The organism is Pseudomonas gingeri, assembly GCF_013386115.1.
Taxonomy (GTDB): domain Bacteria; phylum Pseudomonadota; class Gammaproteobacteria; order Pseudomonadales; family Pseudomonadaceae; genus Aquipseudomonas; species Aquipseudomonas gingeri.
The window spans coordinates 216,369-242,198 of sequence record NZ_JACAOR010000011.1; the positions used below are offsets into that span (position 1 = coordinate 216,369).

The 25,830-nt window shown below is 63.2% G+C and carries 22 protein-coding genes; 9 read left to right on the forward strand and 13 right to left on the reverse strand.

What is annotated here, in order from left to right; translation table 11 throughout:
- Positions 1-172: 172 nt before the first annotated feature.
- On the forward strand, positions 173-2,032 hold the full coding sequence (locus HX881_RS22070; protein ID WP_177086586.1) for a SurA N-terminal domain-containing protein: 1,860 nt from the start codon (positions 173-175) through the stop codon (positions 2,030-2,032).
- An 84-nt stretch (positions 2,033-2,116) separates the two neighbouring features.
- On the opposite strand, the gene HX881_RS22075 is transcribed toward HX881_RS22070, so the two are convergent.
- The 7 genes from HX881_RS22075 to gloB all read right to left on the reverse strand — a co-directional run bounded on the left by HX881_RS22075 (position 2,117) and on the right by gloB (position 11,925).
- Positions 2,117-3,730: an ABC transporter ATP-binding protein gene (locus HX881_RS22075; protein WP_017129547.1), complete on the reverse strand. Its 1,614-nt coding sequence runs from the start codon at positions 3,728-3,730 to the stop codon at positions 2,117-2,119.
- Position 3,731: 1 nt separating this feature from the next.
- The gene (locus HX881_RS22080) at positions 3,732-4,751 is read right to left on the reverse strand and encodes an ABC transporter permease (RefSeq protein ID WP_017129546.1); all 1,020 of its coding nucleotides are present in this window, start codon (positions 4,749-4,751) and stop codon (positions 3,732-3,734) included.
- 1 nt (position 4,752) lies between these two features.
- Positions 4,753-5,826, reverse strand: coding sequence for a microcin C ABC transporter permease YejB (locus HX881_RS22085; RefSeq protein ID WP_017129545.1), 1,074 nt, complete (start codon positions 5,824-5,826; stop codon positions 4,753-4,755).
- A gap of 1 nt (position 5,827) precedes the next feature.
- Positions 5,828-7,672, reverse strand: a complete 1,845-nt coding sequence (locus HX881_RS22090; RefSeq protein ID WP_017129544.1) for an extracellular solute-binding protein — start codon at positions 7,670-7,672, stop codon at positions 5,828-5,830.
- Positions 7,669-9,498: an extracellular solute-binding protein gene (locus tag HX881_RS22095; RefSeq protein ID WP_017129543.1), complete on the reverse strand. Its 1,830-nt coding sequence runs from the start codon at positions 9,496-9,498 to the stop codon at positions 7,669-7,671. Before HX881_RS22095 ends, HX881_RS22090 begins: the two co-directional genes overlap by 4 nt.
- A gap of 141 nt (positions 9,499-9,639) precedes the next feature.
- A complete protein-coding gene (locus tag HX881_RS22100; RefSeq protein ID WP_042937130.1) occupies positions 9,640-11,046 on the reverse strand; it encodes a transglycosylase SLT domain-containing protein in 1,407 nt (468 codons plus the stop codon).
- Between the two features lie 99 nt (positions 11,047-11,145).
- A complete protein-coding gene (gene gloB / locus HX881_RS22105; RefSeq protein ID WP_017129541.1) occupies positions 11,146-11,925 on the reverse strand; it encodes a hydroxyacylglutathione hydrolase in 780 nt (259 codons plus the stop codon).
- Positions 11,926-12,000: 75 nt separating this feature from the next.
- On the opposite strand from gloB, the gene HX881_RS22110 reads away from it, so the two are divergent.
- From HX881_RS22110 to HX881_RS22130, 5 genes are all read left to right on the forward strand, one after another.
- A complete protein-coding gene (locus HX881_RS22110) occupies positions 12,001-12,759 on the forward strand; it encodes a class I SAM-dependent methyltransferase (protein WP_017129540.1) in 759 nt (252 codons plus the stop codon).
- Positions 12,760-12,849: 90 nt separating this feature from the next.
- The gene (rnhA, locus tag HX881_RS22115) at positions 12,850-13,302 is read left to right on the forward strand and encodes a ribonuclease HI (protein ID WP_017129539.1); all 453 of its coding nucleotides are present in this window, start codon (positions 12,850-12,852) and stop codon (positions 13,300-13,302) included.
- Entirely contained in the window at positions 13,295-14,050 is a 756-nt protein-coding gene (dnaQ, locus tag HX881_RS22120; RefSeq protein WP_017129538.1) for a DNA polymerase III subunit epsilon, read from the forward strand. The genes rnhA and dnaQ overlap by 8 nt, the downstream gene beginning before the upstream one ends.
- A gap of 118 nt (positions 14,051-14,168) precedes the next feature.
- Positions 14,169-16,424: an Orn/Lys/Arg family decarboxylase gene (locus tag HX881_RS22125; protein ID WP_177086588.1), complete on the forward strand. Its 2,256-nt coding sequence runs from the start codon at positions 14,169-14,171 to the stop codon at positions 16,422-16,424.
- 14 nt (positions 16,425-16,438) lie between these two features.
- Positions 16,439-16,999 (forward strand): GNAT family N-acetyltransferase, encoded by a 561-nt coding sequence (locus HX881_RS22130; protein ID WP_042937128.1) that lies wholly within the window; start codon positions 16,439-16,441, stop codon positions 16,997-16,999.
- 31 nt (positions 17,000-17,030) lie between these two features.
- Here HX881_RS22130 and HX881_RS22135 read toward each other — a convergent pair whose 3' ends face one another.
- Both HX881_RS22135 and HX881_RS22140 read right to left on the reverse strand, forming a co-directional pair.
- Complete coding sequence (locus HX881_RS22135; RefSeq protein ID WP_177086590.1) at positions 17,031-17,927, reverse strand: LysR family transcriptional regulator; 897 nt, start codon at positions 17,925-17,927, stop codon at positions 17,031-17,033.
- A 100-nt stretch (positions 17,928-18,027) separates the two neighbouring features.
- A complete protein-coding gene (locus tag HX881_RS22140; RefSeq protein ID WP_017129534.1) occupies positions 18,028-18,267 on the reverse strand; it encodes a hypothetical protein in 240 nt (79 codons plus the stop codon).
- 217 nt (positions 18,268-18,484) lie between these two features.
- Between HX881_RS22140 and HX881_RS22145 the strand changes: the two genes are divergently transcribed.
- Positions 18,485-19,042 (forward strand): NADPH-dependent FMN reductase, encoded by a 558-nt coding sequence (locus HX881_RS22145; protein WP_177086592.1) that lies wholly within the window; start codon positions 18,485-18,487, stop codon positions 19,040-19,042.
- A gap of 3 nt (positions 19,043-19,045) precedes the next feature.
- On the opposite strand, the gene HX881_RS22150 is transcribed toward HX881_RS22145, so the two are convergent.
- Positions 19,046-19,708 (reverse strand): TetR/AcrR family transcriptional regulator, encoded by a 663-nt coding sequence (locus HX881_RS22150; RefSeq protein WP_017129532.1) that lies wholly within the window; start codon positions 19,706-19,708, stop codon positions 19,046-19,048.
- Positions 19,709-19,763: 55 nt separating this feature from the next.
- On the opposite strand from HX881_RS22150, the gene HX881_RS22155 reads away from it, so the two are divergent.
- Positions 19,764-20,867 (forward strand): DUF2855 family protein, encoded by a 1,104-nt coding sequence (locus tag HX881_RS22155; RefSeq protein WP_017129531.1) that lies wholly within the window; start codon positions 19,764-19,766, stop codon positions 20,865-20,867.
- Between the two features lie 22 nt (positions 20,868-20,889).
- Here HX881_RS22155 and phnX read toward each other — a convergent pair whose 3' ends face one another.
- Positions 20,890-21,717, reverse strand: a complete 828-nt coding sequence (gene phnX / locus HX881_RS22160) for a phosphonoacetaldehyde hydrolase (protein WP_177086593.1) — start codon at positions 21,715-21,717, stop codon at positions 20,890-20,892.
- Between the two features lie 5 nt (positions 21,718-21,722).
- Positions 21,723-22,892 carry a 2-aminoethylphosphonate--pyruvate transaminase gene (locus HX881_RS22165; protein ID WP_177086596.1) on the reverse strand — a complete coding sequence of 390 codons (1,170 nt, stop codon included), beginning with the start codon at positions 22,890-22,892 and terminating at the stop codon, positions 21,723-21,725.
- 113 nt (positions 22,893-23,005) lie between these two features.
- Here HX881_RS22165 and HX881_RS22170 point away from each other — a divergent pair, with 113 nt between their 5' ends.
- Positions 23,006-23,863 carry a LysR substrate-binding domain-containing protein gene (locus tag HX881_RS22170; protein WP_177086598.1) on the forward strand — a complete coding sequence of 286 codons (858 nt, stop codon included), beginning with the start codon at positions 23,006-23,008 and terminating at the stop codon, positions 23,861-23,863.
- A gap of 28 nt (positions 23,864-23,891) precedes the next feature.
- Here HX881_RS22170 and HX881_RS22175 read toward each other — a convergent pair whose 3' ends face one another.
- Positions 23,892-25,775 carry a type VI secretion system Vgr family protein gene (locus HX881_RS22175; protein ID WP_177086600.1) on the reverse strand — a complete coding sequence of 628 codons (1,884 nt, stop codon included), beginning with the start codon at positions 25,773-25,775 and terminating at the stop codon, positions 23,892-23,894.
- Positions 25,776-25,830: the final 55 nt, after the last annotated feature.

The following is a 25,830-nucleotide window of genomic DNA, read 5'->3' on the forward strand; positions in this document are numbered from 1 at the left end:
GGCAGACCTTTCAGGGTAGCGCCGTCCTGTCATGCCGAGGGTCGCAGGTTCGATCTTCGTCCGCTCCGCCAGTTACGAGAAGGCGCATCCTCGGATGCGCCTTTCTTCTATCCGGATTCTACCCACGCTCCACGGTTGCCTATTTTGAAGTTCAACCGTTTCTGGGGGACGCATGCTGCAAAATATCAGGGACAATTCACAAGGCTGGATTGCCAAGACCATTATCGGGGTCATCGTCGCATTGATGGCGCTGACCGGTTTCGATGCCATTTTCCGGGCTACCTCCACCAGTCAGGACGCGGCCAAGGTCAATGGTGAGGAAATCACCCAGAATGAGCTGAGCCAGGCGGTCGACATGCAACGCCGCCAGCTGATGCAACAGCTGGGCAAGGATTTCGACGCGTCGCTGCTGGATGAAAAGATGCTGCGCGAATCCGCCCTCAAGGGGCTGATCGATCGCAAGCTGTTGCTGCAAGGCGCCGAGAAATCGAAATTCGCTTTCTCCGAAGCCGCGCTGGACCAGGTCATTCTGCTGACGCCTGAATTCCAGGTGGACGGCAAGTTCAGTGCCGATCGTTTCGATCAGGTGATTCGCCAGTTGGGCTACAGCCGTATGCAGTTCCGCCAGATGCTGGCCCAGGAAATGCTGATCGGCCAGGTGCGCGCCGGTCTGGCCGGCAGTGGTTTCGTGACCGATGCCCAGGTCCTGGCCTTTGCCCGCCTGGAGAAGCAGACCCGTGACTTCTCTTCCCTGAGCATCAAGTCCGACCCGTCCGCCGTGAAACTGACCGATGACGAGGTCAAGGCTTACTACGACAAGCACGCCAAGGAATTCATGACCCCGGATCAGGTGGTGGTGGATTACCTGGAACTGAAGAAGTCTTCCTTCTTCGATCAGGTCAGCGTCAAGGACGAAGACCTGCAAGCCTTGTATCAGAAAGAGACGGCCAACCTGTCCGAGCAACGTCGGGCGGCGCATATCCTGATCGAAGTGAACGACAAGGTCACCGACGCCCAGGCCAAGGCCAAGATCGAAGAGATCCAGCAGCGTCTGGCCAAGGGTGAGAATTTCGCCGCCCTGGCGAAGGAGTTCTCCCAGGACCCGGGTTCGGCCAGCAATGGCGGTGACCTCGGTTTCGCCGGTCCCGGTGTCTACGACCCGGCCTTCGAGAAAGCGCTGTATGCGTTGAACAAGGACCAGGTTTCGACTCCGGTGCGCAGCGAGTTCGGTTATCACCTGATCAAGCTGCTGGGTGTCGAGGCGCCTGAAGTGCCGACCTTCGCCAGCCTGAAGGACAAGTTGACCCGCGAGCTGAAGGCCCAGCAGGTCGAGCAGCGTTTCGTCGAGGCGACCAAGCAACTGGAAGACTCTTCGTTCGAAGCCTCCGATCTGGCCCAGCCGGCCCAGGACCTGAACCTGAAGGTACAGACCTCCGCTCCGTTCGGTCGTGAAGGCGGCGAAGGCCTGGCGGCCAATCGTGCCGTGGTGACTGCCGCGTTCAGCCCGGAAGTTCTCGACGAGGGTGCCAACAGCACCGCCATCGACCTGGATCCGGATACGGTCGTCGTCCTGCGTGCCAAGGAGCACCGCAAGCCTGAGCAACTGCCGCTGGAAGGCGTTGATGCGAGCATCCGCAAGCAACTGACCAAGGAGCACGCCACCGCGGCTGCCAAGGTCAAGGCTGACGAGCTGATTGCCAGCCTGCGTGATGGCAAGGCCCTGCCGGCCGGGCTGTCCTGGAAGGTCCAGGAAGCGGCGACCCATGGTCAGGAAGGTGTCGATCCGGCCGTGCTGCAGGCGCTGTTCCGCATGCCGAAGCCTGAAGCCAAGGACAAGCCGACCTTCAACACCGTGACCCTGGCTGATGGCAGCCTGGTGATCGTGCGCCTGAACGGCGTGAACGAAGGTGCTGCGCCGACCGATCAGGAGAAAGCCTCGTACCGTCGCTTCCTCGCTTCGCGTATCGGTCAGCAGGACTTCGCCGCGTATCGCAAGCAACTCGAAGGCCAGGCGGACATCAAGCGCTTCTGAAGCCATTGATACCGTTCAGCCACAAACAGGAAGGCCGCTCAATCGAGCGGCCTTCCTGTTTTCGTGCTCCAGGGTACGGAGCGATCAGGGGGTGACCGGCTCGGGGACGAGGAACGCCGCCTCCAGCAGCTTTTTCGTATAGGGATGCTGCGGCGCGGCAAAGATCTCCTGCGCCGCCCCTTGTTCGACCACCTGGCCATGCTTGACCACCATCAACTGATGGCTCAGCGCCTTGACCACCGCCAGGTCGTGGCTGATAAACAGGTAGGTCAGGTTGTACTTGACCTGCAGCGAGCGCAGCAGTTCGACCACCTGGCGCTGTACGGTGCGGTCGAGGGCCGAGGTCGGTTCATCCAGGAGGATCAGCGCCGGCTTGAGCACCAGGGCCCGGGCGATGGCGATCCGTTGCCGTTGTCCGCCGGAGAACTCGTGGGGATATCGGTGCCGGGTCTGCGGGTCGAGGCCGACTTCCTTCAGCGCGGCAATGATCGCCTGTTCCTGCTCGGCCGGTGTGCCAATCTTATGGATACGCAGGCCTTCGCCAACGATCTCGCTGACACACATGCGCGGGCTGAGGCTGCCGAACGGGTCCTGGAACACCACCTGCATTTCCCGCCGCAGAGGTCGCACCTGCTGCTGGGACAGGCAGCTCAACGACTGGCCTTCGAAGCGGATATCGCCTTTGCTGCCGATCAGCCGCAGAATCGCCAGGCCCAGGGTCGACTTGCCTGAGCCGCTTTCCCCGACGATGCCGAGGGTCTGGCCCTGGGGCAGGCTGAAGTTGATGCCGTCCACCGCCTTGACATGGTCCACGGTGCTGCGCAGCAGGCCTTTCTTGATCGGGAACCAGACCTTCAGGTCCTCGACTTCCAGCAAGGGCGCGCCGGCCTCGTTCGCCGCCGGTTCGCCGCGTGGCTCGGCGCTCAGCAATTCGCAGGTGTAGGGATGTTGCGGCTTGCAGAACAGTTCCTCGCAGCCCGCCTGTTCGACGATACGCCCGTTCTGCATCACACAGACCCGATGGGCGATCCGCCGCACCAGGTTGAGGTCGTGGCTGATCAGCAGCAGTGCCATGCCCAGTCGCGCCTGCAGTTCCTTGAGCAAATCGAGGATCTTCAGTTGCACGGTGACGTCCAGCGCCGTGGTCGGTTCGTCGGCGATCAGCAGTTCCGGTTCATTGGCCAGCGCCATGGCGATCATCACGCGCTGGCGCTGACCGCCGGAGAGCTCGTGTGGCAGCGCCTTGAGGCGTTTGTGCGGCTCGGGTATGCCTACCAGCTCCAACAGCTCCAGGGTGCGTCGTGTGGCCACCTTGCCGGTCAATCCCTTGTGGATGCCGAGCACTTCATTGATCTGCTTCTCGATGGAGTGCAGCGGGTTCAACGAAGTCATCGGTTCCTGGAAGATCATCGCGATGCGGTTGCCGCGAATATGCCGCAGGGTTTTCTCCTTGAGGGCCAGCAGATTCTGTCCCGAATACTGGATGGTCCCGCTCGGATGGTGCGCCAGCGGATAGGGCAGCAGGCGCAGGATCGAGTGGGCGGTGACCGATTTGCCCGAACCGCTCTCGCCGACCAGGGCCAGGGTCTCGCCGCGGCGGATATCGAAGCTGACGCCTTCGACCACGCGCTGGCGGTGTTCGCCGACGACAAATTCCACCGCGAGGTCGCGCACTTCGATCAGATTGTCCTGATTCATGTTATTTCCTCGGGTCGAAGGCATCGCGAGCGGACTCGCCGATAAATACCAGCAGGCTCAGCATGATCGCCAGGACGGCAAAGGCACTGATGCCCAGCCATGGCGCCTGCAGGTTGGACTTGCCCTGGGCCACCAGTTCGCCAAGCGACGGGGCTCCCGGCGGCAGGCCGAAGCCGAGGAAGTCCAGGGCGGTCAGGGTGCCAATGGCGCCGGTGAGGATGAACGGCATGAAGGTCATGGTCGAGACCATGGCGTTGGGCAGGATATGCCGGAACATGATCGCGATGTTCTGCATGCCCAGGGCCCGGGCCGCGCGCACATATTCCAGGTTGCGGCCCCGAAGGAACTCAGCGCGGACCACGTCCACCAGGCTCATCCATGAAAACAGCAGCATGATCCCCAGCAGCCACCAGAAGTTCGGCTGGACGAAGCTGGCGAGGATGATCAGCAGGTAGAGCACCGGCAGGCCGGACCAGATCTCCAGGAAGCGCTGGCCGGCGAGGTCGACCCAACCGCCATAGAAACCCTGCAGGGCGCCGGCGATCACCCCGATGATCGAACTGAGGATCGTCAGTGTCAGGGCGAACAGGACCGAGATGCGGAAGCCGTAGATCACCCGGGCCAGCACGTCGCGGCCCTGGTCGTCGGTCCCCAGCAGGTTGTCCGCCGAGGGCGGGGCGGGTGCCGGCACCTTCAGGTCGTAGTTGATGCTCTGGTAGCTGAACGGGATCGGTGCCCAGACCACCCAGGCATCCTTGGCCTTCATCAGTTCGCGGATATACGGGCTCTTGTAGTTGGCCTCCAGCGGGAATTCGCCACCGAAGGTGGTTTCCGGGTAGCGCTTGAGGGCCGGGAAATACCAGGCGCCGTCGTAGTGCACCACCAGTGGCTTGTCGTTGGCGATCAACTCGGCACCGAGGCTCACGCCGAACAGGATCAGGAAGAGCCACAAGGACCACCAGCCGCGCTTGTTGGCCTTGAAACGCTCGAAGCGTCGGCGATTGAGGGGGGATAACTTCATCTCAATGCTCCCGGTGTTCGAAGTCGATGCGTGGGTCGACCAGGGTGTAGGTCAGGTCGCCGATCAGTTTCACTACCAGGCCCAGCAGGGTGAAGATGAACAGGGTGCCGAAGACCACCGGGTAATCGCGGTTGATCGCCGCCTCGAAGCTCATCAGGCCGAGGCCGTCGAGGGAAAAGATCACCTCCACCAGCAACGAGCCGGTGAAGAAGATGCCGATGAAGGCCGAGGGGAAACCGGCGATCACCAGCAGCATCGCGTTGCGGAACACGTGGCCGTAGAGCACCCGGCGTTGCGTCAGGCCCTTGGCCTTGGCGGTGACCACGTACTGCTTGTTGATCTCGTCGAGGAAGCTGTTCTTGGTCAGCAGGGTCATGGTCGCGAAGTTGCCGATCACCAGCGCGGTGACAGGCAGTGCCAGGTGCCAGAAGTAGTCGAGGATCTTGCCGCCCATGCTCAGTTGATCGAAGTTGTTCGAGGTCAGCCCGCGCAGGGGAAACCAGTCCAGGTAACTGCCGCCGGCAAACACCACGATCAGCAGGATGGCGAACAGGAACGCCGGGATGGCATAACCGACGATGATCGCCGAACTGGTCCAGACATCGAAATGACTGCCGTGGCGGGTGGCCTTGGCGATCCCCAGCGGGATCGAGACCAGGTACATGATCAGGGTGCTCCACAACCCCAGGGAGATCGACACCGGCATCTTTTCCCGGATCAGGTCGATGACTTTGGCGTCGCGAAAGAAACTGTCGCCGAAGTCCAGGGTCGCGTAGTTCTTGACCATGATCCACAAGCGTTCCGGCGCCGACTTGTCGAAGCCGTACATGTGCTCGATTTCCTTCACCAGCGCCGGATCCAGGCCCTGGGCACCGCGATAGCTGGAACCGGCCACCGAGACCTCCGAGCCGCCGCCGGCGATCCGGCTGGTGGCGCCCTCGAAGCCTTCGAGCTTGGCGATCATCTGTTCCACCGGACCACCGGGGGCCGCCTGGATGATCACGAAGTTGATCAGCAGGATGCCGAACAGAGTCGGGATGATCAGCAACAGTCGCCGAAAAATATAGGCCAGCATCTTATTGCTCCGCGCTTGTGCTGTTGGTTTTTTCCAGCGATACCGCCGGCTTGGCGTCCGGCTTGATCCACCAGGTGGACGTACCGACATCGTAGGTCGGCGAGACTTTCGGGTGGCCGATATGATCCCAGTAGGCCACGCGCCAGGTCTTGATGTGCCAGTTCGGGATCACGTAGTAACCCCATTGCAGCACGCGGTCCAGTGCCCTGGCGTGGTCCACCAGGCTCTGCCGGGAGTCGGCGTTGATCAGTTGTTCCACCAGGGTATCCACCGCCGGGTCCTTGAGGCCCATGGTGTTGCGGCTGCCGGGCTTGTCGGCGCTGGCGGACATCCAGAACTCGCGCTGTTCGTTACCCGGCGAGCTGGATTGCGGGAAGCTGCCGACCACCATGTCGAAATCCCGCGAACGCAGGCGGTTGATGTACTGGGACACGTCGACCCGGCGAATCACCAGGTCGATGCCCAGGTCGGCGAGGTTGCGCTTGAACGGCAACAGGACCCGCTCGAACTCGGTCTGGGCCAGCAGGAACTCGATGCTCACCGGCTTGCCGCTGGTGTCGACCATCTTGTCGTCGACGATATGCCAGCCGGCCTCCAGCAGCAGTTGGTAGGCGCGACGTTGCTGGTTGCGGATCATCCCGCTGCCGTCACACAGCGGCGGTTGGAAAGCCTCGTCGAACACCTGCTCGGGGATCTTGCCGCGCAGGGGCTCGAGAATCGCCAGTTGGGCCTTGTCCGGCAGACCGGTGGCCGCCATTTCCGAGTTCTCGAAATAACTGCGGGTGCGGGTATAGGCGCCATTGAACAGCTGCTTGTTGCTCCACTCGAAGTCGAACAGCAGGCTCAGGGCATGACGTACGCGGATATCCTGGAACATCGGTTTGCGCAGGTTGTAGACAAAACCCTGCATGCCGGTCGGGTTGCCGTTGGGGATCTGCTCCTTGATCAGCCGTCCCTGGGCCACGGCAGGGGTGTTATAGGCATTGGCCCAGTTCTTCGCACTCATCTCCAGCCAGTAGTCGAACTGCCCGGCCTTCAGGGCTTCGAGGGCGACGCTGTTGTCGCGGTAGTAATCGGTGGTCATCACGTCGAAGTTGTAGAACCCTCGATTGATCGGCAGGTCCTTGGCCCAGTAGTCCTTCACCCGTTCGTACCGTACCGAGCGCCCGGCCTTGACCTCGGCGACCTTGTACGGACCGCTGCCGAGGGGGAATTCCAGATTGCCCTTGGTGAAGTCGCGGGTGGCCCACCAGTGCTTGGGCAGTACCGGCAACTGGCCAAGGATCAGCGGCAGTTCGCGGTTGTTGGTGTGCTTGAACTTGAACAGCACCCGCAGCGGGTCTTCCGCGATCGCTTCGTCGACATCCGCGTAGTAGGCGCGGTAGAGCGGGGCGCCATCCTTGATCAGGGTCTGGAAACTGAACACCACGTCGTCGGCGCGCATGGGATGGCCGTCATGGAAGCGGGCCTCGGGGCGCAGGTAGAAGCGCACCCAGCTGTTGTCCGGGGCTTTTTCGATCTTTTCGGCGACCAGCCCGTATTCGGTGAAGGGCTCGTCCATGCCCTGGCGGGCCAGGGTGTCGTAGATCAGGCCGATATCGTCGGCCGGCACGCCCTTGCTGATAAAGGGGTTGAGGCTGTCGAATCCACCGGAGGCCGACTGGCGGAAGGTGCCGCCCTTGGGCGCATCCGGATTGACGAAATCGACATGCTTGAAGTTGGCGGGGTATTTCGGCGGCTCGTCATAGAGCGTCAGGGCGTGTTGCGGGGCGGCGCTGGCGAAGCCGACCATCCCGGTCAGCAACAGGCCGCTGGCGGACAGCAGCAGGGCACGCAAAGGCATCATTGGGCTTTCTCCGAAGCTTTCATCCACCAGGCGCTCAGGCCCAGGGTGTACGGCGGCGTGGTGACGAAGGCGAACCGATTGCGGTAGGCCAGGCGATGATAGTTGAGGTACCAGTTGGGAATCATGTAGTGCTGCCACAGCAGTACCCGGTCAAGGGCGCGCCCCGCGGCCAGCTGTTCGTCCCGCGAGCGGGCCGCCAGCAGGGCTTCGAGCAGGCGGTCGACCACCGGGTTGGCGACGCCTGCGTAATTCTTGCTGCCCTTGATGGCGGCCTGGCTGGAGTGGAAGTACTGCCATTGTTCAAGGCCCGGGCTGAGGGTCTGGTCGAGGGTCATCAGGATCATGTCGAAGTCGAACTGATCGAGACGCTGTTTGTACTGGGCACGATCCACTGTTCTCAGGTGGGCGTCTACACCGATGCTGGCGAGGTTTTCGACATAGGGCTGGAGAATCCGCTCCAGGTTCGGGTTGACCAGCAGGATCTCGAAGCGCAGCGGCTGCCCGGCGCTGTTCAGCAGGCGCTGGCCGTCGAGCTTCCAGCCGGCCTCCTTCAGCAGGGCCAGGGCCTGGCGCATGGTCTCGCGGGGGATGCCGCGACCGTCGGTCCGGGGCAGGCTGAATGGCTGGCTGAACAGACCGGCGGGCAGTTGATCGCGGTACGGCGAGAGCAACAGCCATTCCTGCCCGACCGGCAGGCCGGTGGCGGAAAACTCGCTGTTGGGGTAGTAGCTCATGGCGCGCTGGTAGGCGCCGCTGAACAGGGTGCGGTTGGTCCACTCGAAGTCGAACATCAGGCCCATGGCTTCGCGCACCTTGTCGGCGGCAAAGGTGCTGCGGCGGCTGTTCATGAACAGGCCCTGGGTCTGGGTCGGGATCTGGTGGGCAATCCGGGCCTTGATCACCTCGCCGCGGGCGACCGCGGGAAAGTTGTAGCCCGTGTTCCAGTTCTTCGCCTGGTGCTCGATGTAGATATCGAACTCGCCGGCCTTGAAGGCTTCGAAGGCGACGTCGCTGTCACGATAGAACTCGACTTCGACGCGGTCGAAGTTGTACTTGCCGCGATTGACCGGCAGGTTCTCGCCCCACCAGTTCTTCACCCGCTCGAACACCAGCTGCCGTCCGGGCTGGACCCGGGTGATACGGTAGGGGCCGCTGCCCAGCGGTGGCTCGAAGGTCGTCGCCTTGAAGTCGCGACCCTGCCAGTAGTGCTGTGGCAGCACCGGCAGTTCGCCCAGGCGCAGGATCAGCAGCGGGTTGCCCGAACGCTTGAAGACAAAGCGGATCCGCTGCGGCCCGAGCACATCCACCCGGGAAACCTCCTGCAGGCTGGTGCGGTACTGGGGGTGACCCTCCTTGAGCAGCAGGCGGTAGGAAAAGGCGACGTCATAGGCGGTGATCGGCGTGCCGTCGTGAAAGCGCGCTTCGGGACGCAGGTTGAACACCACCCAGCTGCGATCTTCGCTGTACTCCACCGATTGTGCGATCAAGCCGTAGCTGGAGGTCGGCTCGTCGCCCGAGGGGGCATACTGGCCGGTTCCGACCATCAGGGTTTCGTTCAGCTCGTTGACGCCATACTGCAGGAAGTTCGCGGTCGAGACCGGACTGGTGCCCTTGAAGGTGTAGGGGTTGAGCGTGTCGAAGGTACCGAAGGCCATGACCCGCAAGGTGCCACCCTTGGGCGCATCGGGATTGACCCAATCGAAATGGGTGAACCTGGCGGGGTACTTGAGCGTGCCGAACTGCGCATAACCGTGGCTTTCGCTGATCGTCGCGCTTGCGGGAGAGCTCAAGGCCAGGCTGATGAAGATCAGGAGGAGGGGACGCATCAAGTCAGAGATCCGATCCAGGCGGCTTGGGCTATATGGATCGTACCTTAACAGCTTGTATCGACAGGAAAAAGGCGTGCCGCAAGGGGGCACGCCCGACTCCTGCATCAGGTAACGTGGTGTTTTCGAGACGGCGGGTTATCAGCGCGGTTTGGACACCGTCAGGATCTGACCTGGTTTCAGGGCCTGGCCGGTGCGCGGGTTGAGGCGCTTGAGGTGTTGCACCTCGAGATTGAAACGCTTGGCAACAATGTACAGCGAATCGCCTTTCTGCACTTTGTAGGTCGTCGTGGCTGTCTTGCTTGCCGGAGCCCGGACATTATCCTGCATCACCAGGGTCTGGCCGACCTTCAGCTTCTGACCGGACAGCTTGTTCCAGTGCTGCAGGTCCTTGACGTCCACCTTGTTGGCCTTGGCGATCGACGTCAGGTTGTCGCCGTTCTTGACCTTGTAGCGGCGGTTCAGGCGGACCGGAGCATTGCTGGCGACGTTTTCGAATACCGGTTTCTTCGGCCGCAGGCTGATCAGTTCCTCGGGCTTGAGGTTCGACAGGCTGGCGGTCAGCAATTGGGCCTTGGAACTCGGCACCAGCAGGTGTTGCGGACCGTCGAGGGTCGCCTTCTGCTTGTAGGCCGGATTCAGCTGGATCATCTCGTCTTCGTCGATCTCGGCCAGGGCCGCGACGCGGGAAAGGTCCATCGGCTGATTGACTTCGACGGTGGCGAAATACGGTTCGTTGGCGATCGGGTTGAGGTTCACGCCATAGGCTTCGGGGGCCATGACCACCTGGGACAGGGCCAGCAGCTTGGGCACGTAGTCACGGGTTTCCTGGGGCAGCGGCAGGTTCCAGTAGTCGGTGGGCAGGCCGAGTTTTTCGTTGCGCTCGATGGCCCGGCTGACCGTGCCTTCCCCGGCATTGTAGGCCGCCAGGGCCAGCAGCCAGTCGCCGTTGAACATGTCGTGCAGGCGGGTCAGGTAGTTCATCGCCGCGATGGTCGAGGCGGTGATGTCGCGGCGACCGTCGTAGAAGCGGTCCTGGCGCAGGTTGAAATAACGCCCGGTGGACGGGATGAACTGCCACAGGCCGACCGCATCGGCGCGTGAATAGGCCATCGGGTTGTAGGCGCTTTCGATAACCGGCAGCAGCGCCAGTTCCAGCGGCATGTTGCGTTCTTCGAGGCGCTCGACGATGTAGTGGATGTAGAGGGTGCCGCGCTCGCTGGCATTCTCCAGGAACGACGGGTTGCTGGCGAACCACAGGCGCTGCTGCTCGATACGCGGGTTCACCCCCAGGCCATCCTGCAGCTTGAAGCCCTGGCGCATGCGCTCCCAGACATCCTGGGGCGGAGTCGGGTTGGCTTTTTCGCCGAGCCAGATCGGTTTCTGCTTGATCCGGGTGCTGAGGTTCGGGGCCGGTTCGGTGCTGTTATCCGCCGGATGATGAAAGCTTTGGCAGCCCGCCAGGGTGGCGGACACAGCCACGGCGATAGCTTGAGCCAATCGCGTCAATGCGTCTTTGTTGATGGGTTTTCGGTTAGGTGACGACATTGGCTGGAAGGTAGTTCCGGGCAAAAATGTCGGGGGATTCTAGAAAGCGCTCAGGGTGCGGTCAACCATTCAGAATTTTTGTGCCAACCGCCCCACGGATTAGAACTTATCTTTCCAGCCTCGCAGGGCAGCAAACACCTCGCTCGGCGACTGATTATCGAGGCCATTCCGTTCGTCTGCTTTTTCTTTAACAGATGTTTCCCCGACCCGCAGGAACGGATTGGTCAGCCGTTCCAGGGCAATGTTCGAGGGCAGGCTGATCCGACCATCGGCGCGCCACTGGCTGACTTGTGCCACCCGCGCGGCGATGTCCGGGTTGTGCGGCTCGACGGCCTGGGCAAAGCGCAGGTTGCTCAGGGTGTATTCGTGGGTGCAGTAGACGGCGGTACTGGCCGGCAGGGCCGCCAGTCGGCTCAGGGAGGCATGCATCTGTCCGGGTGTACCCTCGAACAGGCGACCGCAGCCGGCGGCGAACAGGGTATCGCCGCAGAACAACAGCGGCGTGCCGACAGTCTCATGATAGAAGGCGATATGTCCGAGGGTATGACCGGGGACGGCGAACACCTGGAAGTCCAGGCCGAGTACCTTGACCCGGTCGTTGTCGTGCAACGCGAGGTCACGGGCCGGGATGTTCTCGGCGGCGGGACCGAGTACGCGGGCACCGGTCGCCTGCTTCAGGCGTTCGACACCGCCGACGTGATCGTGATGGTGATGGGTGACGAGGATATCTTCCAGCTGCCAGCCCGGGTGCTGTTCCAGCCAGGCCAGCACCGGCGCGGCGTCGCCCGGATCGACCACCGCGCAGCGATGCCGGGCGTTGTCCTGCAGCAGCCAGATATAGTTGTCGGTGAAGGCGGGCAGTGCATCGATCTGTATCATGTTGGAAGTCGCCAAGCGGAGAACAATGGCGCATCTTAGAGCCTGGGAAGGACTCATGGCGAGTTGGAGCAAGCAATGACCGATAAAGCGTTCGCTCAGGCTGATCCTGACTGGCTGGCACTGATCAGCGCGGCCCGTGACTGGTTGTCCGGCCCGTTGGGGCAACTGCTGCTCGATGAAGAGCGGCGCATGCTCGAGGATGAACTCGGGCGTTATTTCGGCGGTTACCTGGTGCACTACGGCCCCTCCGCCGAAACCCCGCCACAGGCACAGCAGGTGCGGCGCAACGTGCGTCTCGGCGCGCCGCTGCCGGGGGTGGAGATCGTCTGCGACGAACGGGCCTGGCCGTTGAGCGAACACGCGGCCGATGTCGTGGTGCTTCAACACGGCCTGGATTTCTGCCTGTCGCCCCACGGCCTGCTGCGCGAAGCAGCGGCCAGCGTGCGTCCCGGCGGGCACCTGCTGATCATCGGGATCAATCCCTGGAGTGCCTGGGGGTTGCGGCACGTGTTTGCCCACGATGCGTTGCGCCAGGCCCGATGCATTTCGCCGTCACGGGTCGCCGACTGGCTGAACCTGCTGGGCTTTGCGCTGGAGAAACGCCGCTTCGGATGCTATCGTCCGCCGCTGGCTTCACCGGCCTGGCAGGCACGACTGGCGGGCTGGGAACGGGTTGCCGGCGGCTGGCAGTTGTCGGGCGGTGGCTTCTATCTGTTGGTGGCGCGCAAGATCGTGGTCGGCCTGCGGCCCGTGCGCCAGGTGCGACGCGAACCGGTCGGCAAGCTGGTGCCGTTGCCCATGGCCAAGGTCAACCGCCGCCACAGCGAACCCTAGGTGTTTTTTCCAGGGACCGGGTTCTCCGGTCCGGGCGTCGTCGGCCAGCTGCCGACGGGCCACAGGGCAATTTTCGATGGAAAGGTTGTAATGAGCGATAGCGTTGAACTCTTCACTGATGGTGCCTGCAAGGGCAATCCCGGCCCCGGCGGCTGGGGCGCACTGCTGGTCTGCAAGGGTGTCGAGAAAGAACTCTGGGGCGGCGAGCTCAACACCACCAACAACCGCATGGAACTGCTGGGCGCGATCCGCGGCCTGGAAGAACTCAAGCGGCCGTGCGAGGTGCTGCTGGTGACCGACTCCCAGTACGTGATGAAAGGCATCACCGAGTGGATGGTCAACTGGAAGAAGCGCGGCTGGAAGACCGCGGCCAAGGAGCCGGTGAAGAATGCCGACCTGTGGCAACTGCTCGACGAGCAGGTCAACCGTCACACCGTGAAATGGAAATGGGTACGCGGGCATATCGGCCATCATGGCAACGAGCGCGCCGACCAGTTGGCCAACCGCGGCGTGGATGAAGTGCGAGGAATCAAACATGCGTAGTGTGGTACTCGATACCGAAACCACCGGTATGCCGGTCACCGACGGCCACCGGATCATCGAGATCGGTTGCGTCGAACTGATGGGCCGCCGCCTGACAGGCCGGCACTTCCATGTCTACCTGCAACCGGACCGCGAAAGCGACGAGGGCGCGATCGGCGTCCACGGCATCACCGACCAGTTCCTGGTGGGCAAGCCACGTTTCGGCGAAGTGGCCGACGAGTTCTTCGAGTTCATCAAGGGCGCGCAGCTGATCATCCATAACGCGGCGTTCGACGTTGGCTTCATCAACAACGAATTCGCCTTGCTGGGGCAGCACGACCGGGCCGATATCAGCCAGCACTGCAGCATCCTCGATACCCTGATGATGGCCCGGGAGCGGCACCCGGGACAGCGCAACAACCTCGATGCGCTGTGCAAGCGTTATGGCGTCGACAACTCCGGCCGCGAACTGCACGGCGCCTTGCTCGACTCGGAGATCCTCGCCGACGTCTACCTGACCATGACCGGTGGCCAGACCAGCCTGTCCCTGGCCGGCAACGCCACCGACGGCAATGGTTCCGGCGAAGGTTCGGGCAACCAGGCCACCGAGATCCGTCGCCTGCCGGCGGACCGCAAGCCGAGCCGGATCATCCGTGCCAGCGAGAGCGAACTGGCCGAGCACCTGGCTCGCCTGGAAGTGATTGCCAAGTCCGCCGGAGCGCCGGCGCTGTGGACACAACTGGCCGAAGCCGAGTCGCAGTTGCACTAGGGATTTTCAGCGGGCTTTTGTTACAAGAGATCTCGCTTCAGTTCACATGTAGGGCAAACAGCTTCTACCCTGAAGGAATAGGCGGACAACGTTCCGCCGCTTCAGGACTGAAAAGCCCATGTACAAGGATTTGAAGTTTCCGATCCTGATCGTGCACCGCGATATCAAGGCGGACACTGTCGCCGGGGATCGGGTACGGGGAATCGCCAAAGAGCTGGAGCAGGAAGGCTTCAGCGTTTTCTGCGCCGTCGATTATGCCGAGGGGCGCCTGGTCGCCTCGACCCACCACGGCCTGGCCTGCATGCTGATCGCGGCAGAGGGCGCCGGGGAAAACACCCACCTGCTGCAGAACATGGTCGAGCTGATCCGCCTGGCACGGGTCCGTGCCCCCGATCTGCCGATCTTTGCCCTCGGTGAACAGGTCACCCTGGAAAACGCGCCGGCCGATGCCATGAGCGAGCTCAATCAGTTGCGCGGCATCCTTTACCTGTTCGAGGACACCGTGCCGTTCCTGGCGCGCCAGGTGGCCCGGGCCGCGCGCAATTACCTGGATGGCCTGTTGCCGCCATTTTTCCGGGCGCTGGTGCAGCACACCGCCGACTCCAACTATTCCTGGCACACGCCGGGGCACGGTGGTGGCGTGGCCTACCGCAAGAGTCCGGTGGGGCAGGCGTTCCATCAGTTCTTCGGGGAAAACACCCTGCGTTCCGACCTGTCGGTGTCCGTACCGGAGCTGGGTTCGTTGCTCGACCACACCGGCCCGCTGGCCGAGGCCGAGGCGCGGGCGGCGCGCAACTTCGGCGCCGACCACACGTTCTTCGTGATCAACGGCACTTCGACCGCGAACAAGATCGTCTGGCATTCGATGGTCGGGCGCGACGACCTGGTGCTGGTGGACCGCAACTGTCACAAGTCGGTGCTGCATTCGATCATCATGACCGGCGCCATCCCGCTGTACCTGTGTCCGGAGCGCAACGAACTGGGAATCATCGGCCCGATTCCCCTGGGCGAATTCAGCCGCGAGTCGATCAAGGCGAAGATCGATGCCAGCCCGCTGACCCGGGGCCGGGTGCCCAAGGTCAAGCTGGCGGTGGTTACCAACTCGACCTATGACGGTCTCTGCTACAACGCCGAACTGATCAAGCAGAGCCTGGGCAACAGTGTCGAAGTGCTGCATTTCGACGAGGCCTGGTATGCCTATGCCGCCTTTCACGAGTTCTTCGCCGGGCGCTATGGCATGGGCACCTCGCGAACCCCGGACAGCCCGCTGGTGTTCACCACCCATTCGACCCACAAGCTGCTGGCGGCCTTCAGCCAGGCCTCGATGATCCATGTGCAGGACGGAGGCGCGCGACAACTGGACCGCGACCGTTTCAACGAAGCCTTCATGATGCATATCTCCACCTCGCCGCAGTACAGCATCATTGCCTCCCTGGATGTCGCCTCGGCGATGATGGAAGGCCCGGCGGGGCGCTCGCTGTTGCAGGAAATGTTCGATGAAGCGCTGAGCTTCCGCCGGGCCCTGGCCAACCTGAGGCAGCACATTGCCGCCGATGACTGGTGGTTCAGCATCTGGCAGGCGCCACGGGTGGAGGGTATCGACCGGGTCGAGACCGCCGACTGGCTGCTGGAGCCGCAGGCCGACTGGCATGGCTTTGGCGATGTCGCCGAGGACTACGTGCTGCTGGATCCGATCAAGGTCACCCTGGTGATGCCGGGCCTGACCGCCGGCGGAGCGCTGAGCGAACGCGGGATTCCTGCGGCGGTGGTCAGCAAGTTTCTCTGGGAGCGCGGCCTGGTGGTGGAGAAGACCGGTCTCTATTCGTTCCTGGTGCTGTTCTCCATGGGCATCACCAAGGGCAAATGGAGCACCCTGCTGACCGAGTTGCTGGAGTTCAAGCGCAACTACGACGCCAATGTCGGCCTGGCCAGTTGCCTGCCGTCCGTCGCGAAACAGGGGCCGCAGCGTTATCAGGGGATGGGTTTGCGCGACCTGTGTGATCAACTGCACGGCTGTTATCGCAGCAATGCCACGGCCAGGCACCTCAAGCGCATGTACACGGTGCTGCCGGAAATTGCCATGAAACCGGCCGATGCCTATGACCGCCTGGTCCGTGGCGAGGTCGAGGCCGTGTCGATCGACGCACTGCAAGGTCGGGTCGCGGCGGTAATGCTGGTACCTTACCCGCCCGGCATCCCGTTGATCATGCCCGGTGAGCGTTTCACCGAAGCGACCCGTTCGATCATTGACTACCTGGCCTTCGCCCGCGCCTTCGACAGCGGTTTTCCCGGCTTTGTCGCGGACGTGCACGGCCTGCAACATGAAGACGACGGCCATGGCCGCTGCTATACCGTCGATTGCATCAAGGATTGAGGACAGTTCGCCCTATGCATTTAGTCATGAACCCGAAAGACCCCGACGTCTCGGTCCGGGTGGCCGACGAGGGCTTCTCCGAGTACATCTGGGGCAGCGATTTCAGTTTCGAAGTCAAGGCCTATGGCCGCGCCGAGATGAACCGCAAGGTCGACCAGTGGCCACTGGTCGCGGTGGCACCGTATCGCAAGTGCTATGGCATCGACCCCGAGGAGTTCGCCAGCTATCGGGGCGCGGCGGACAGTGCGATCTTCATGGCCTATCTCGATGGGCGGGCGGTCGGGCATGTGGTGGTCAGCACCAACTGGAACGGTTTCGCCCATGTCGACGAACTGGCGGTGGATGCCCGCGCGCGCCGCCATGGCGTGGCCAAGTCGCTGCTGGATGTGGTGCGGTTCTGGAGTCACAAGAAAAACCTGCCGGGGATCATGCTGGAAACCCAGAACAACAACCTGGGGGCATGCCGGCTCTATGAACGCTGCGGTTATGTGCTGGGCGGAATGGATCACCTGCGTTATCGCGGAATCGATGCCCAGACTTCCGAGGTGGCACTGTTCTGGTATCTGCTGTTCTAGCCACGGCCCTGCCTGACCGTCGATCCGCAGATCAGGACGGTGCCAGCATCGCCGTGGCTTTTTCGCCGACGATTTCCAGCAGGGCCTTGTGTGCCGCCGAAGGCTCGTGCTCCTTCAGGGTCAGGGCGTACAGGGTGATGGGAATGGCCGGCGACAGCGGACAGGCATCCAGCCCGCCGTCCCGGGCACCCACGGCGGTGAACGGGTCGACAATCGCCAGGCCTTCGCCGGCTTCGACCATGCTGCGCATCATCTGGTAGGTCTGGACCCGCGTCTGCACCAGCGGCTGCGGACGCAGGGCCTGCAGCTTGCCATCGAGCAGCAGGCTGAGGGTGTCCTGTTCCTCCAGGCCAACCATCGATTGTCCCGCCAGGTCCTGCAGGGAAATGTATTTCTGCCTGGGCTGCAGCCAGCCGTGGGGGGCGAGCAGTTGCAGTTTGCCCTGGGTCAACGCTTCGCACTGGATCTGCGGGTGTTCGGGGTTGTGCAGGCTCAGGCCAAGATCGATCTCGTGCAACAGCAGGCTGCGGACGATGTCGCGGGTGTGCTGGCTGGACAGTGTGCAGGGCGTTTCGCGAAAGCGTCGGCGCAGGGCCGCGATACTTTGTGGAAGCAGGTGCTGGGCGAGCGTCGGGGTACAGATCACCCGCAAGGGCGGCTCCTGATGCTGGCGCAGCTCACCGGCCAGGCGGCGCAGTGGCTCCAGCTCCCGATACAGGCGGTTGATCAGCGGTTGCAGTTCGCGGGTTTCACGCGTCGCCTGCATCCGTCCGCGCACGGTGGCGAACAACAGGAAGCCCAGTTGCTGTTCGGCATCCTGCAAGGTGGTACTGAGCGTGGACGCCGGCAGCTGCAGCAACTCGGCGGCGGCGCCGAGGTTGCCGGTCTGCAGGATGGCCTGGATTGCTTCGATATGGCGTAAACGCATGCGTGAAGTCCATGTCCAGCACAGAGGAGGTCAGTGGACTGATCCTAACTCAAGTTGGCGCGCAAGACTGCAGCTCAGGGTGACGGCTGATAACGATGAGTTATGAAGCGACAACGTTGCTCTCTGGCTCGCGGATGATGGTTATCCCCGATTGCACCAGCAGGAACTCGTTGTCGTCGAGTTTATTGACGCGGTCGCCAATGGCGAGCTTGTAGGTGGTGACTGGCTCCGTGCCGGCCAGGCCTTCGGCTGAAGGCGTGGATTCCTGGAACTCATGCACGGAATAGACGCGACCTTCCGCGTCCCTGGCATGAAATTGTCCGACGAGTACTGCGGCCATCTGTTTAGAACCTCTGGAAATGAACACCCGATTAGCGGCTCAGTAGACCGTGGTTTGGCGGGGGAAGTTTTGCACTATGGAAAAAATAGTCCGCTTATCCTACAGACTTCCGGTTTCGCGCGGGGTAATGCCGGACTGGCGGGAAGAAAATAGCGCGAGCCATGGCGCCTGATCATCTATAACTAAAGCTCCCTTATCCCGACTATCAGGAATGTCCATGAGTACTGTCCATACCGTCGCTGTCCTGGTCGGCAGCCTGAGAAAAGAATCGCTCAACCGCAAGGTCGCGCTGGCCCTGGCCGCTCTCGCGCCAGCCAGCCTCACGTTGAAGATCGTCGAGATCGGCGACCTGCCGCTCTACAACGAAGATATCGATGGCGCGCCGCCGGCGGCCTATACGACGTTCCGCCAGCAGGTCGCCAGTGCCGATGCGGTGCTGTTCGTGACCCCGGAATACAACCGCTCGGTGCCCGGCGTGCTGAAGAACGCCATCGACGTCGGTTCCCGGCCCTATGGCAAGAGCGCCTGGAGCGGCAAGCCCGGCGCGGTGATCAGCGTATCGCCGGGAGCCATCGGGGGCTTTGGTGCCAACCATCACCTGCGCCAGTCGCTGGTGTTCCTCAATGTGCCGTGCATGCAGCAGCCGGAAGCCTATTTCGGCGGCGCGGGCAGCGCCTTCGATGAGTCAGGCAGGCTGGCGGAACAGAGCAAGCCGTTCCTGCAGGGCTTTATCGATGCCTACGCGCAGTGGGTCGAGCAGCACAAGAAGGCCTGACCTTCAGGTCGCAGGCTCCAGGTGCCGGGTGACCAGCGCCTGGGTCTGCGCCAGCCAGTTGTCCATGGCCGCCGCTGACAGCTGCGCGAGACGGCAATAACGTCGTCCGCCCCAGACCAGTACCAGCCAGGCGTCGACCTGCCCGGCGGTCGGTGGCTGTGCGAGGTCGGTGCAGGCCGCGAAGGCCTGGTGCCAGGCCCTGGACAATTCCTCGAAGACCCGCTGGTGGTGCTTGGGCTCGGCGATCTGGTGTTCGAGCATCAACAACTCGTAGTCGAACAAGGGCTGGTCCGGCGCGGCGGGATGGCCGCTCAGGCGTATCAGGCGTTCTACCCGGGTCCGCCAGTCAAGGTCCGTGGGCTGGATCACCTGTGCGTCGAGCTGTTGCAGCAGGCGCTCGACACTATGGCGCACATACCCCGAGAGCAGGGCTTCCTTGCTCGGGAAGTAGTCGTACAGGGTGCCGACGGCCACCCCGGCTTCCAGGGAAACCGCGCGGGTGGTCAGGGCCTTCCAGCCGTCGCGCCGCCAAATCCGAACAAAGGCCTGGTAGATCGCCTCGACGGTAAAGATCGCCCGGGCCTGGCTGGGCCGCTTGAGCGGTTTGGCCCGGGGCTTGAGGCTGCTGGCAGTGGGCCTGCCGGCGTTTCCGAACCCGTTTTTCATGGTCTGCCATTACTCTGAGTGCATTCGCCATTATCCAAGCCAAAGGAGTTTGACCATGCCAAGTACCAGCACGGTAACACGGCTGCTCACCCGCAAAAATGCCCTCGACCGCAGCCTGCTCGATCAGGTGCAGCGCAGCCTGGTACCCGGGCCGGGTGAGGCCATCCTGAAGGTCGAGCGCTGTGCGCTGACCACCAATAACATCACCTACGCGGCCTATGGCGACTCGATGAACTACTGGGGATTTTTTCCTACCGGCGAGGACGACTGGGGTCATATGCCGGTGTGGGGTTTCGCCGATGTGCTGGCGTCGAATGTCGAAGGGGTGACGGTCGGTGAACGTTTCTACGGTTACTTCCCGATTGCCAGTCACCTGTGGATGAAGCCGGAGCGGGTGACCGAGCGCGGATTCTACGATGGTGCGGCGCACCGCCAGGAACTGACCTCGGCCTATAACCAGTACACCCGTTGCAGTTGGGACCCGTACTACAGCCCGGCGACCGAGAACCTGCAGATCCTGCTCAAGCCGTTGTTCCTCACCTCCTCGATGCTGGCGGACTTCCTGGCGGACAACCAGTTCTTCGGTGCCACGCGCCTGGTGTTTTCCAGTGCATCGAGCAAGACCGCGTTCGGCACCGCCGTCTGCCTGGAAGGGCAGTCGGGAGTGCAGCGCATCGCGTTGACATCGACGGGCAACAAGGCGTTTGTCGTGGGCCTGGGCTGTTACGAGCAGACCCTGGGCTATGACGAACTGAGTGAGCTGACGCAAGAGCAGCCGACGCTTTATGTGGACTTTTCCGGTGACCTGCAACTGCGTGACCGGGTCCATCGGCAGTTGGGCGGACGGCTGGTCTACAGCTGTTTCGCCGGCTCCGCGCAGACCACCGGCGAGGCCCGGTTGACTGCCATGGAAGGGCCCACGCCGGTGTTCTTCTTTGCGCCGATCCAGATTCGCAAGCGCAATGCGGACTGGGGCCCGGGACGTGTCAGTGCACATATCGGCGAGGGCCTGCAGCGGTTCTACCGGTTTGTCACCCAGGGGCCGCAACCGCTGCTGGAGGTTCAGGTGGATGAAGGTTATCCGGCGGCACGGCAAGTGATCTCGCAGCTCTGTCACGGCCAGGTGCCGCCTGACCGTGGACATGTCATCAAGCTCTGATATCGCTGGCGGGCCGTTCCGGTCAGCTGGCCTGGGGCATTTCCCCGTTTGCCAGGCGCTGGTTGATCGCCGCGATCACCTGGGGCAGCTCGTTGATGGTGTCGATCAGGTAGTGCGGACGCGAGCCTGCGAAGAGGCCGTGGATACGCTGGCGCTCGGCGGCAAGGCTGGCGCTGTCCAGCGCGCGATAGGCCTCGTGGGTCAGGCCGAGGGCATTGCCGGAGCACACCAGGGCGACGGTCCACATGCCGGCGCGACGTCCTTCGAGGATTCCCGGAACCGTGTCGTCGACCTTCACGCAGGCCGCGACATCGTCGATGCCCAGGGCGATCACATTGGCCAGGGCCTGGGCCGGCCACGGGCGGCCGTTCGGCACTTCGTCGGTGGCGACCACATGGTCGGCCACATAGCCGTTGCCGGCCGCCAGTTCGACGACCTTGGCCATGACCTGGGCCGGATACCCGGAGCACGAGCCGATCTTCAGGCCCTGCTGGCGCAACTGGGCAATGGTGTCGAGGGCGCCGGGGATCAGGGCCGAATGTTCGGCGATCTTTTCGATCTGCAAGGGCATGAAGCGCTGGTAGATGGCCGTGACATCGGCGTCGTTCGGCACGCGCCCGAATACCTGGCGATAGCGCTCGGCGATCTGCGGCTGGTCGCACAGGTTGCGGATATGATCCCACTTGCCCATGCCCATCGGGCCCCGGGCTTGCTCGATGGACACCTGCACGTCGAACTCGGCGAAGGCTTCGACGAAGATCTGGGTCGGTGCGAAGGAGCCGAAGTCGACGACGGTGCCGGCCCAGTCGAGGATGGCTGCCTGCAATCGGGTCGGTTGGGTGTAGTTCATGGTGGTTACCTCAAGGACGAAAAGTAATGATCGGCTGGGCGTGATCGAATTGAGACAGCCAGGACTTCCATTTCCCGCAGCACGTCGCCGATCGCCTGGACGGCGGCCCGCATGTCACGGCTGTCGATGTGGCCGATGCAGCCCACGCGGAAGGTCTCGACTTCGGTCAGCTTGCCCGGATAGAGAATGAAACCCTTGGCCTTGACCCGTTCGTAGAACGCCTTGAACTGATAGCGCGGGTCCTGCGGTGCATGCACGGTAACGATGATCGGCGCCTGGATCGCGCTCGGCAGGAAACTGCGCAAGCCCAGTTTGCCGAGTTCCTCGAGCAATACCCGGCAGTTGTCCGCATAGCGTCGATGGCGCGCCGGCTGGCCGCCTTCTTCGCGATACTGCAACAGGGCCTCGTGCAGGGCCGCGACCACGTGGGTCGGCGGCGTGAAGCGCCACTGGCCGGTCCGCGCCAGGTAGTCCTGCTGGTCATGCAGGTCCATCGCCAATGAATGGGAGTTGCCGGCCGCCATGGCCAGCGTGGATTGGCGGGCGAGGACAAAACCCATGCCCGGCACGCCTTCCAGGCATTTGCCGGAGGCGGCGATCAGCGCGTCGAACGGCACCTGCCGGGCGTCGATGGGCAAGGCGGCGAAGGAACTCATGGCATCGATGATCAGGCGTCGGGCGCAACGGGCCACCACCTCGGCGATCTCCTGCAGCGGGTTGAGAATGCCGGTGCTGGTTTCGCAATGGATCAGCGCGACATGGCTGATGGTCGGATCGGCGAGCAGCAGGCGTTCGATCTCGGCGGCATCGCTCGGCTGGTCCTCGGCGGTTTCCAGGGTGCAGAAGGCCCGGCCCAGCACCTTGCAGATCGTCGCCAGGCGCTTGCCATAGGCGCCGTTGATCAGCACCAGGACCTTGCCGTCACGGGGCACCAGGGTGCCGATGGCCGCCTCGACGGCAAAAGTCCCGCTGCCTTGCAACGGGATGCAATGGTGGGTCCCGGTGCCGTTGACGATGTCCAGCAACTGTTCGCAGACACTGGCGGTCAGCCGGTTGAAGCGCTCGTCCCAGGAACCCCAGTCCTGCAGCAGCGCCTGGCGGGTGCGGGCCGAGGTGGTGAGCGGGCCGGGTGTGAGAAGAACAGGGCCGGACATGACGGGAGCGGCGGTACTCATGGGGTTTCCTTGCAGCGCTGATCATTGACGGGATACAGGGCATAAATTGCAGTTTGCCTTGTCATCAATCAAATTGTTTGTTGTTATGCGAGCTATAAGTGAGGCCGATAGCAATGAACCTGTTCCAACTCCGCGCATTCGATGCCGTGGCCCGCGAGGGCAGCTTTACCCGTGCCGCCGCCCGGCTGTTTATCAGCCAGCCGGCGGTCACCGGGCATATCAAGGCCTTGGAAGAGCACTACCAGATCACCCTGTTGCGTCGTACGGCACGGCGCGTGGAACTGACGGAGCAGGGCACCCGCCTGGCAGCCATCACCCGGGCGATGTTCGGGCTCGCCGAGGAGGCGCGGGTCATGCTCGAAGCCAATCGCCAGTTGCTCACCGGGCGCCTGGAAGTGGCGGCGGATGGGCCGCACATGGTCATGCCGATGCTGGCCAGCCTGCGTGCGCGTTATCCGGGAATCACCGTCAACCTGCGGCTCGGCAATGCCCAGGAGACATTGGCGGCGCTGCTCGCGGAGCATGCCGATGTCGCGGTGCTGACCGAGGTCGAGCCACGCAAGGGGCTGCACCTGCAAGCCTTGAGCGAGTCGCGGATCTGTGTCCTGGTGCCCGCCGGGCATCCCTGGGCGGCCGAGCGCGAAGGTATCGCCCTGCAGCGCCTGGATCAGGTGATCATGGTGTTGCGCGAGCCTTCGTCGATTACCCGCCGGACCTTCGACCAGGCCTGTGGGCTGGCCGGGGTCATCCCGCGGGTGTTGCTGGAGCTGGACAGCCGCGAGGCGGTGACCGAGGCAGTGGCGGCCGACCTGGGACTGGGGATCGTCTCGTCCCTGGAGGTCAGCCATGACCCGCGCATCCGCGCCGTGCCGATCATCGGTGATGGCTTGCGCAACCGGCACATGATCGGTTGTCTGGAGCGGCGTACCGAACTGCGCCTGATCCAGGCGTTCCTCGGGCTGGCGCCCTGAGGGACCGTTCAATTCGGTCCAGCCCGGCTCAGTCTGGTCCGGCAGGCTTGATCAACCATTCATAGATGCTGTTCAACTCGTCACGACAGGGCGTGCAACTGTCGTGCGGGCTGCCCTGGAGCAGGGCCTGGCGTTGAGCGGGGCTCCAGTGTTGCGTCAGGTAGTCGTGCAGGGCCACGCATTGCCCGGGGTAGAGCAGCCAGAGCTGTTCCGGGGTATTACCCAGCTCCAGCGCCAGCCGGTGTTTCTGGTACGCACTGAGCATGGCGACGCCGCGGGCATCGCTGCGGCCTTCGAGCAGGATGTCGTCACGGCCCAGGCGTGCCAGTTCCTTGAGGCCCGGGCGAGGCATGCGCACGATGTACCAGATGCTGTCGCACAGGCAGCGGCCAGGGTTCTGCGGCTGTTCGTAGAGGTGGATCTCTCCCGGTGCATCGGCTGCGCCCGACGCCGTGACGGGATGGCAGGGGTCCTGCTGGCGTATCGGCGGTTGCTCGGCAGGCATGGCAGCGGGGGGCATATCGCTCTCCCGCCCGGCCAGGAAACCGCAGATCACCAGTTGGTCCGGGTCATGGTCGACACAGTCGATCAGCACCTGGCTGCCTACCGGCGGAGCTTTTCCTTCGGCCATCCCCAGGGGAATCCAGCAGCCGGGAAGGTGGTCCGCCGAGTGCAGGGCACCCTGCAACCGGACAGGCAGGCGTCCCTGGGCATCCGCCTGCGCCGACTGTCCTGGCGGGCCGAGCACGGTGCCCAGTTGATAACCCTGTTGCCGCGGTCGTTTCTGGCGCAGGGCCGGGCGAAACGGTGTGGCCCAGGGGATCGCCCGGAAGTGATTGCCGTAGCCCCCGGCCTCGAAGTGCTCATCCGACAAGGGTGTCTGCCCGTATTCGTCACCGAGCGGCCCGAGTGCCTCGCCATTCAGTCGTTGCTCGCCCCAGTGCTGGACTTCGATGATCAGCCACTGGTCGTTGAGTGTCGCACGGGGGTGGCCGCTCAGCCGGTGTACATCGCCGCTGTGCAGTTCCCCCAGGTTGCTGTTGCCCAGGACCTGCCGGCCTTCGCAGCGCAACCGCTCCAGGGTTCGCCGGCTGCGTTGCAGGGCATGCCGTTGCTGCGGATCGGCAATCGCCGGGGGCGGGCCATAGGCCCCTGCCTGATTGGCCGCACCGTCAGGCTCGGGTGCAGGGTTCCAGGCCTGTTCCGACCAGTGCGGACAAACGACCCCGGCCGGCCGCTGAGGGTCGGCGTGGGAAAGCATCGCGTGGCGTTCGTGAAGTCGGCTGATCACCGGCTGCCCGTCGTCAGGCGGGGTTTCACGGTAGGGTACGGTACCGGCGCGCTCGGGAAAGGCCTGGGGATCTTCGGCGAATACCACGACATGCTGTCGGGGACTGTGTTCGAAGTGATAGTGAATGCCTTCCTCCTCGCATAGCCGGTTCAGCCACTGCAGGTCGTCCTGGTCGTGTTGCTGGCATTGCGGACGCGGTGGGTAGATGCCCTGGTGGAGTTCGAAGCGATAGTCGGCGGCGGTCAGGCCGTGGCTCTCGAGCAACTGGCGAAGAATCTCGGGGACGCTCAGGTCGTAGAACACCCGGCGCCTGGCATTGCGTTCGAGAAGCTGGAGGCGCGGGCCCAGGACCATCCGGTAGTGGCACAGCTCCGGGTTGAGATGGCGACGACTGACTTCATGGATCAGGCCGTGGGCACCTTCCCGGGCCCGGCCGAAACTGAGGAATGCCGGCTGTTGCAGCAGCAGGTTCAGGTCCAGCTCGGGATCATCGCCCAGCAGTTCGATTTCAAAACGATAGGGCCGGTTCAGGGCCTCGCGCCCGCTGAAGTGAATGACCTGGAAGGGCGTCGCGAAAGGGAGGATCGCCAGTGAGATCAGTCGTTCCTTGTCCTGAGCCATTGCATCTCTTCTTATAGGGGATTTTGCGGCAGAGGGTACGAAATGCCGCGGACGC